This is a genomic window from Pseudomonas sp. NFACC05-1 (genome assembly GCF_900100135.1).
Taxonomy (GTDB): domain Bacteria; phylum Pseudomonadota; class Gammaproteobacteria; order Pseudomonadales; family Pseudomonadaceae; genus Aquipseudomonas; species Aquipseudomonas fluorescens_Q.
On the sequence record NZ_FMTR01000006.1, the window covers coordinates 299,500 to 308,543 of the forward strand.

Sequence of the window (9,044 nt, forward strand, 5' to 3'; positions counted from 1 at the left end):
GTCCAAGGGGTGAATCGCAACCGGCCCGATGCAGTACAATCGCCGCTTTTAATTGCCAACCCGACGGCCATTGCGATGATCGAACCCAAGCGCGTCTTGCGCGCCCTCGCTGAACACTGGGCATTGCTGGAACCTTTGTGCGAGCACTTCGACCAGGGCACCCTGAGCCTCAACGAATTGCGTTCACAGCTGGCCGCCCAACAACTGGACAGCACGCCCCAGGACATCACCAGCCTGCTGGATGTGTGGATCCGCCTGGACATTCTCGTACCGGTGGCGAAAAGCCCGAACCGCTTCGAGCTCAACGCCCAGATCCATGATTTTCTCGCCTACCTGCGCCGCGAACACCGCCTGGGCCTGTGCCTGGAGATCGAAGCCTACCTGCGCCACCTCGAGCGCCTGGCCGGCTATATCCAGGACGCCTTCGACATTCGCGACGGCAACGACCTGGCCCGCCAACTGCGCCTGCTGGACATGCGCGTGCGCGACGTGCTCAAGAAACTCGCCAACGACGAACAGGCCCTGGTGGCCGTGGCCGAGCGGGCCAAGACCAGCGACCGGCAGATCCCGCTGCGCCAGCGTTATGCCGAAGTGCTGGCGACCTGGGACGAATACGTCGAACCGATGATCCAACTGGTGAACGCCGACGGCGCCTTCGAGCAAGGCGTGCGCAAGGTCGAGAACGTGCTGTTGCGCATGCTCACCGAACAGCAACGCCTCGGCCACCTGGTGGACGACGACATGCTGCTGCGCACCCACGCGCGCATTCTTGAAATGCAGACCAGCGCCCAGTTGACCCTACGCCATGCCCGTGAACTGCTCCTGCCACTGCGCGAAGAGGCCCGCCGCCATAACGCGGTGACCCGTGGCGCCGCGTTGGCCCTGGCCGCCATTCGTCGCAAAGGCATCGACGCCGTGCCGCAGGCCGCCATGCCGCTGTTTACCCGGCCGCAAAGCACCTTCCTGGGCAGCGCCAGCCAGGTCGAAGCCTACGTCTATGCCCTGGCCCGTTTCGAACCGAAACCGGCGCGTTTCCCCAAGTCCCACAAGACCCACAAGGGCGGCGAGGCGCCGCGCGCACCACGCACCGTGCGCGAGATGGTCGAGCGTTGCGAAGACGCCCTGCCGATGCCGGACCTGATGACCTGGCTGCTGGAACAGGAACCGGACGGCGCCACCGACGAATTGCTGTACTGGTTCTCGCGCCTGTCGCGGGAAAAACGCTTCAAGCGCGAGCGTCTGGAACGCCGCGACTATCACACTCACGAGCATCAGGTCAGCCTGCGCTCCTTCGCCCTGCTCTCGGCCGGCGACACCGCCGCCGAGGATTCTGCGAGCATCCCCCATGCATCTTGATCTATCCGAACTGTCCCAGCTGGCGCCGATCTTTCGCGAGCTGTTCAAGGGTTACCACGTCAGCCGCCGCGACCCGGAGCTGTACGCGCAACTGTCGAACTTCCAGGACCAGTACCGCACGCTGTTCAAGGCCTTGGGCTTCGAACTGGTGTGCGACACCCGTGGCTTCTATTACTTCGTGCCGGACCTGGCCGCCGCGGCGGTGAACAAGACCGCCCAGCGCCTGGCCCTGTTCACCTTTATCCTGGTCGAGCACCTGGCCGACCAGGGCCGCGACCCGATTGCCGTGCTCGACGGCGGCAGCCTGGGCCGCGATGAGCTGCCTTCGCTGCTGGAAAAGTACCGCGACCTGTTCATCCAGGCCGAAGTCCAGACCCAGGAAGAACTGGAAGAGAAAATCATGCGGCGCATGACCCAACTGGGTTTCGCCAGCGAAGACAACGGCGTGTACCGCTTCCTGCCGCCGATGCATCGTTTCCTCGACGTGTGCCTGTCGGTCCAGCAGGACCGCGACCTGGCCGCCAGCCTGCACAGTGTGCTGCCGCTGCCCGCGCCGGTGCTGATCGACGAAGACAGCGACGAGAAACTGCTACAGACCGATGATCCGCTGGACCTCAGCGAATTCGAAGGTGAAAGCGAAGAAGACGCACTGGCCCGTGCCATTGCCGAAGAACAGGAGACCGACGCATGAGCAAGGAACGCTACGGCATCCGCCGCTTTGCCCTTTTGAACACCGCCGGCTACAGCCTCGGTTTGTTCCCGCTGGAAGAACCGCTGTCGGTCTATGGCGCGAACAACCTCGGTAAATCCGCCTCGATCAACGCGTTGCAGTTCCCGATCCTGGCGCGCATGTCGGACATGAGCTTCGGCAAGTACAGCCTGGAACAGTCCCGGCGTTTCTACTTTGCCTCGGACACCAGCTACATCCTGGTGGAAGTCGCCCTGCCCCACGGCCCGCACGTGATTGGCGTGGTCGGTCGCGGCCCTGGCGGCGGTTTCGGTCATCAGTTCTTTGCCTATGCCGGCAAGCTGGACTTGGCCCACTATCAGAAAAATGACACCTGTCTGCGTCAGAAAGAGTTATTCACCAACCTGGAGCGCGAAGGCCTCAAAGCCTACGAACTCAAGCCGGATGAGCTGCGGCGGCTGTTGGTAGGCGGTCATACGTCCATTCCGCTGGACCTGACGCTGATCCCGCTGCGCTCCACCAGCGAGCAAAGCCTCAAGACCTTCCGCGCGCTGTTCATCAACCTGCTGCACATGCGCGAAATCACTGCGGCCAAGCTCAAGCAACTGTTCCTCGACGCGTTCGAGCACAGCCTGCGCTCCGGAAGCGTGGACTACATCGCCGCGTGCGAAGAAGCCTTCCGCGACGTACGACGCATGGAGCAGGACTACAACTCCCTGGTCGCCGCCGGCCCGTTGGTGGAAGCCCTGGCCAATGGCGTGAAGCAGCGCGACATTCTGCGCGGCAAACTGCATCGCCTATCGCCATTGCTCGACTCGTTGCTCGGCACCTGGTCGGACTACGCCAGTGCGCGCAAGGAAGAGCTGACCATCCAGGCCGAACACTACCGCAACGAACAGGATTCGCTGCAGAACGACCAGCGCGGCAGCACTCAGGAACTGATGCGCCTGGAACGGGAAATCAGCGGCATCCAGCGCTGGCTCGGCGAGTTGTCGGTGCTCAAGCATCGGTTTGCCCTGGTGGATGACGTCAAGGTCCTGGAGCAGCAACTGCTCGCCGCCAAGGACGCCCACGACGAACTGGCCGGCGCCCTGGCCCAGTCCCGGCAATTCAGCGCCGAAGACTTGGAAGAGCGTCTGCGGGATCTGGAAAAACGCCTGAAGTCGGTCAAGCAGCAACTCGATCACGCCGACAACAACAGCTACGCCCGCCTGCGGGAAGAGTTCTCGCAGCAGGACGTCGAACGCCTGATGCGCCTGTTCAACAGCGCCCTGTTCAGCCTGCCATTGGGCGAACACGGCATCGCGCTGGACGAGAATGGCGAGTGGGTCAAATCCATGGAGCTGATCCTCGACGGCTTCAAGGGTGAACGCTTCGAAGTGCCAGGCCTGTCCATCGACCTGTCCCACATCGAGCCACCTGCCCTGCAAGCCCTGGCCGACCGTGCAGCCTTGCGCGACCAGAAAGAACGCCTGGAAAAAGAACTCAAGCAGCTCAAGACCCAGCAAGCCGTGGCCGCCGACCGCGCCGCGAGCAAGACCCAGACCGAAGCGCTGTACCAGCAGGTCCTGGATGCGCAAAAAGCCCTGGAAGACTTCCGCCGTACCCAGACCTTGAGCGCCGAGGAAAGCGAGAAGCTCGAACAGCTGGCGCAAATGGAAGCCGCCCAGGACGAACTCAAGCGCTCCAGCGATGCCTTCACCGAGCGCGTCCAGCAGTTGTCCGCCAAGTTGCAGTTGGTGGGCCGGCAGATCGCCGACATGGAAGCCAAGCAACGCACCCTCGACGACGCCCTGCGCCGCCGCCAACTGCTGCCGGCGGACCTGCCGTTCGGCACGCCGTTCATGGACCCGGTCGACGATTCCATGGACAACCTGCTGCCGCTGCTCAATGACTACCAGGACAGCTGGCAAGGGCTGCTGCGGGTCGACGGCCAGATCGAAGCGCTCTATGCCCAGGTGCGCCTCAAGGGCGTGGCCAAGTTCGACAGCGAAGACGACATGGAGCGACGCCTGCAACTGCTGATCAACGCCTATGCCCACCGCACCGACGAAGCCCTGACCCTGGGCAAGGCGCGCCGTGCGGCGGTGACCGACATCGCCCGGACCCTGCGCAACATCCGCAGCGACTACGACAGCCTCGAGCACCAACTGGCGTTGTTCAACCGCGAAATCAACAAGCGCCAGGTGTCCAACCTGCAGAGCTTCCGCATCGTCCTGGCGCCGAACAAGGAAGCGCTCAAGCACATCGACCAGATCATCCACAGTGCCGGCCAGTACGAGGAAGGCGAGACGCTGTCGGTGTTCGACCTCAGCCAGAGCGCCGAGCAGGACAACAAGAACGAAGAAGCCAAGGAGTACCTGGCGCGGCTGGTGGCGGCGAACCACAACCAGCTCGGCCTCAAGGACCTGTTCGAACTCGCGTTCGAGATCACCAAGGTCAATGGTCAGCCCGTGATCCACACCGACATCGACGGCGCGGCGTCCAACGGCACTACCATGACCATCAAGGCGCTGACCAACATGTACTTGTTGCTGCACCTGATGGACCGCGAACAGGCCGGCCGCGTGCGCCTGCCGTACTACCTCGACGAAGCGGCGGACATCGACGAGAAGAACCAGGCGGCACTGCTGGAAACCAGTCTGCAACTGGGCTTCGTGCCGATCCTCGCCAGTGTGAAGCCGCAAGTCTGCGCCAGTGTCGCCATCGACTTGGAAGGCGGCAGCGGGCCGAACGGCATCTACATAGACGAAGCGGATTGGAAATACATCCGTCGTCACGATGCGGTGAAGGCCACGGTGAATGTCCAGGCCGACGAGCCGGAGCTGGATCCGGTGTGAGGTGAGTAGCCGGGCATGAAAAAGGCCGCGATCTAATGGATCGCGGCCTTTTTCATGGTTAATGCATAATCTGTGGCGAGGGAGCTTGCTCCCGCTCGGCTGCGCAGCAGCCGCTGGCTTTAGGACCGCTACGCGGTCCAGCGGGAGCAAGCTCCCTCGCCACGGGTATTGCCGACCATTATGCTTACTTGCCGAGACTGATCTTTGGCGCCCAGGTCAGCCATTCATCTTCAAACTTATCGAACAACGGGAAAGTCTGCTCCGGTCGAGCCGGATTGCCCATTCGTTCGCCATCCGGCGTTGCGAACGCAATGCCACCCTGGATAAGCGTTTCAAGGGACTCGGTTCGCACCGTCGCGCCCTTGAACAGCCCGAAGTCCAGACCGAAGCCACTGCTATTCCAGAAACGCGTGCCGCTGCGCACCAGCGGCGCGTACTTGGGCTCGATCAGGATATGGATCAACACCCGGTCCGCGGTCTGGCCCAGTTCATAACCCGTGACCTTGCCCACCGTAATCTCGCGGTAGGTCACCGGTACGCCGATCTTCAACGAACCTCGGCGGGCCGCGCTCAGCACCAGGCTCAATCCCGCTTCGGGCACAGCGCTTTGCGGTGGGTTGGCCAGGGCCACGAAGTTTTTCTGCGGCCCGAGGTTTTTCGCCGAAGGCTGCACTTCAATGTATTGGCCGGTGACCAGCGTTTCCAGGTTGGAGGTCTTCATCAACCCCAACTCCGGCTTGACCACCCAGAACTGGGACCCGACCCGGGCGATGCGCTCGGGCACTTCGGTGATACGCGCCGTGAGCAGCACCGATTGCATATCGGCACTGAGATCAACATCCTCGACCTTGCCCACATCCAATCCTTTGAATCGGATCGGTGTACCACTGCGCAAACCATCGGCGCGATCGACCTTGATCGTGACCTCAGTGCCTCGCTGTTGTGCGGCTTCGTGATCGGCGAACAGGCGGAAACGCGGAATACGTCTTTTCAGCGGCACATTCGGTTCCGGCGTTTCAAAGGCAATCCCGCCGGCCATCAGGCTTTGCAGGGACTCGCTCTTGACCTGGATCCCGCCGGTCAAACCGCCCGTGAGGGTGATCCCACTGGCGTTCCAGAACCGGGTCGAGCCGTTGACCAGCCCTTCGTACTCCTTCTCGATGTGCACACCGATGATCAGTTGTTTCTTCTTGCGGGAGAACTGATAGCTCTGCACCGACCCGACCTTGACCTGCTTGTAGAGGATCGGACTGCCGACCTCCAGCGATCCGAGGTTTTCGGTCAGCAGGACCAAATGCAGCCCCGGGGAACGCAAGTCCAGCGGTGGAGCTTTTGCCCGAGCTTCGAACTCGCGTTGCGGCGCGCCGCCCTTGTCACCCGGACGCACGGCAATGTAATTGCCCTTGACCAAGGCTTCCAGGCCGGTGATACCCGCCAGGGAGATGGATGGCTTGACGACCCAGAACTGCGTGCCGGTTACCAGGTAATCTTCGGCCAAGGGGTCCAGGGTCAATTCAGCCGTGGCGCTGGCCAGGTCCGAATCGACCTTGAGGTTCTTCAGGCTGCCGACCTGGATACCTTTGTACATGACCGGCGTACGACCGGCCTGCAACCCTTCGAAATCGCTGAGTTTGACTTTCACTCGAATGCCCGCCGCAGCGGCGTCAAAGTCTTCGTAAAGACGGAACGGCAGGCTTGGGTCCGTCGGCGGGCTGTCCTTGCGGCTTTCCGGCGTGGCGAAGGCAATCCCTCCGGCCACGATGCTGGCCAGGGACTCGCTGCGCACTTTGACGCCCGAGAGGTTGGCATCGATGCTGATGCCACTGGCGTTCCAGAAACGCGTGTGTTTGCGCACCAGGCTGGCATAGGTCGGCTCGATGAAGATTTTGATCTCGACCTTGCTCTGATCCTCGGACAGCAGGTAACTCTTCACCTGACCGACCTGAATCTGTTTGTAGAACACCGGGCTGCCACGGTTCAGCGAACCCAGCCGATCAGCCTTGAGGGTCAGGTGTAAACCCGGCTTGGCGTCCGACAGCGGCGGCTCTTCGGCCAGGGCCTTGAACTTACGGGTCGACTCCCCTTCACCTGGGCTGATAGCCACATAGTTACCCGATACCAGGGTTTCCAGACCCGTGATCCCGGCCAGGCTCACGCTCGGCTTGACCAGCCAGAAACGTGTTCCGGTCTTGAGGTATTGCTCGACGTCCTTGTTCATCTCGATGGTCGCGACCACTCCCTTGGAGTTGCCTTCATCATCGAGGGTAAGGGCCGTCACTTTGCCGACCGTCATCCCTTTGTAAACGACTTCGGTTTTGTTGACCTGAATGCCCTCTCCGCTCTCAAAGCGCACGTTGATCTCGATTCCGGTTTCGTTATAAGCCCGCCAGCCAAGCCAGCCGCCGATGATCAAGGCAATCAACGGCAGGACCCAGATGGCCGACCAGTTCGAAGCCGGTCGAGTTTTAGCGGTAGGCAAATCAGTCATGGTCGTCATCCGACTCCGTGTTATCCCAAATCAGTCGGGGATCGAAGGTTACTGCGGCAATCATTGTCAAAATCACTACGCTGGCGAAAGCGATCGCGCCGAGACCGGCTTCAACACTGGCGAGCCGTCCGAAATTCACCACGGCCACCAAAATGGCGATCACGAAAATATCCAGCATCGACCAGCGGCCAATGAACTCGATGAAACGGTACATAAGGATGCGTTGCTGCGCCGACATAGGCTGATGCCGCTGCACGGAAAACAACAACAAGGCGATGCCCACCAGTTTGAAAGTGGGTACAACGATGCTGGCGATGAACACCACGGCGGCAATAGGAATCATGCCGTGTTGAACCAGCTCGATGACGCCAGCCATGATGGTGCTCGGGGCGCCCTGGCCCAGCGAGTTGATAGTCATGATCGGCAACATGTTGGCCGGAATATAAAGAATCGCGGCCGTGATCAACAACGCCCAGGTCCGCATCAAGCTGTTCGGGCGACGGGGGTGAACCAGCGCGCCGCAGCGAGTACAGGTTTGGTTGTCGACCTCAGCATCCTGCCGATTCAACTCGTGGCACTCCGTACAGATCAGAATCCCTGCATCAATCGCCCGCATGGGCATCTTCTCCTGATAACGCCTGCCAGATCTGATGGGGTGACATCACCACCTCCAGCCAGACCTGGACCAGCAACAAACTGATGAAGCACACCAGGCCAAGGCCTACAGTGATGGCCGCCATGTCTGCCAACTTGACGATGGCCACCAACACGCCCATGAGGTAGACCTCAAGCATCCCCCAGTCTCGTAGATGGTGATAAATGCGATACAGCAACAAACCGTAACTACGGCCAAAGTCCAAGCGAATGGACAACAGCACCACCAACTGACAGAGCAACTTGAGCAGCGGAATGCCCATGCTGCACAGGAACACCACTGCCGCGATGCCTTGCATGCCGGTATCAAACAGACCGACCACCCCACTCCAAACGGTGTCCTGGGAGGACTGCCCAAGCAGATTGAGCTCCATGATGGGTAAGAAGTTGGCCGGCACATATAACAGCAGGGCGGCGATCACCAACGCAAGACTGCGTTCGACTACATTGTGCCGGTGAGCATAAAGTTCATAACCGCAGCGGGGGCACTCGGCTTTTTCGCCATGGGCCAGTTGGGGCTTGCGCATCAACAAGTCGCACTCATGACACGCAACCAAATCGCCCAGAGGAAGATCTGGCAACCTATCAGTGTCTGACGGATCGGGCATAAACAGCTCAGGCTCAGCTAAGGTGGGACTATTCTAGTGCTCCAGCTCGAAAATAACTGTGCAAATTTATTACGAGCGTTCGCAGACTTTTATGATGGGCAAAACAAAACCCCTACCTGCATCAGCAGATAGGGGTTTCGGAATTTAATCTTGACGATGACCTACTCTCACATGGGGAAACCCCACACTACCATCGGCGATGCATCGTTTCACTTCTGAGTTCGGGATGGGATCAGGTGGTTCCAATGCTCTATGGTCGTCAAGAAATTCGGTAGCCAGCGCGTGCCTTGCGGTCACGTTCCAGCGAATGGGTATGCGATAGTTTGTGTGCTGCTGTCGAGTCTCTCGAACTTTCGGTTCGTTTCGTCTTCACACACCGCAATCTGGTCTCTTTCGCCTTCGGCTTGGAG

At 60.5% G+C, this 9,044-nt stretch carries 6 protein-coding genes and 1 rRNA gene; 3 read left to right on the top strand and 4 right to left on the bottom strand.

Features of this window, described 5'->3' with window-relative positions; translation table 11 throughout:
- Window positions 1–75 precede the first annotated feature (75 nt).
- From mksB to mksF, 3 genes are read left to right on the top strand one after another with little or no spacing between them, the layout of a single operon-like run.
- Window positions 76–1,356: an Mks condensin complex protein MksB gene (gene mksB, locus BLO97_RS12855; protein WP_063325220.1), complete on the top strand. Its 1,281-nt coding sequence runs from the start codon at window positions 76–78 to the stop codon at window positions 1,354–1,356.
- Window positions 1,346–2,047 (top strand): Mks condensin complex protein MksE, encoded by a 702-nt coding sequence (gene mksE / locus BLO97_RS12860; protein WP_063324364.1) that lies wholly within the window; start codon window positions 1,346–1,348, stop codon window positions 2,045–2,047. Before mksB ends, mksE begins: the two co-directional genes overlap by 11 nt.
- Window positions 2,044–4,884, top strand: coding sequence for an Mks condensin complex protein MksF (gene mksF / locus BLO97_RS12865; RefSeq protein ID WP_092223819.1), 2,841 nt, complete (start codon window positions 2,044–2,046; stop codon window positions 4,882–4,884). The genes mksE and mksF overlap by 4 nt, the downstream gene beginning before the upstream one ends.
- 184 nt (window positions 4,885–5,068) lie before the next feature.
- Here mksF and BLO97_RS12870 read toward each other — a convergent pair whose 3' ends face one another.
- The 4 genes from BLO97_RS12870 to rrf all read right to left on the bottom strand — a co-directional run bounded on the left by BLO97_RS12870 (window position 5,069) and on the right by rrf (window position 8,898).
- Complete coding sequence (locus tag BLO97_RS12870) at window positions 5,069–7,372, bottom strand: PqiB family protein (protein WP_092149688.1); 2,304 nt, start codon at window positions 7,370–7,372, stop codon at window positions 5,069–5,071.
- Window positions 7,365–7,988: a paraquat-inducible protein A gene (locus tag BLO97_RS12875; RefSeq protein WP_063324362.1), complete on the bottom strand. Its 624-nt coding sequence runs from the start codon at window positions 7,986–7,988 to the stop codon at window positions 7,365–7,367. The genes BLO97_RS12870 and BLO97_RS12875 overlap by 8 nt, the downstream gene beginning before the upstream one ends.
- Entirely contained in the window at window positions 7,975–8,634 is a 660-nt protein-coding gene (locus BLO97_RS12880; RefSeq protein ID WP_092223821.1) for a paraquat-inducible protein A, read from the bottom strand. The genes BLO97_RS12875 and BLO97_RS12880 overlap by 14 nt, the downstream gene beginning before the upstream one ends.
- A 148-nt stretch (window positions 8,635–8,782) precedes the next feature.
- Window positions 8,783–8,898: ribosomal RNA gene (gene rrf, locus BLO97_RS12885) — 5S ribosomal RNA — on the bottom strand.
- Window positions 8,899–9,044: the final 146 nt, after the last annotated feature.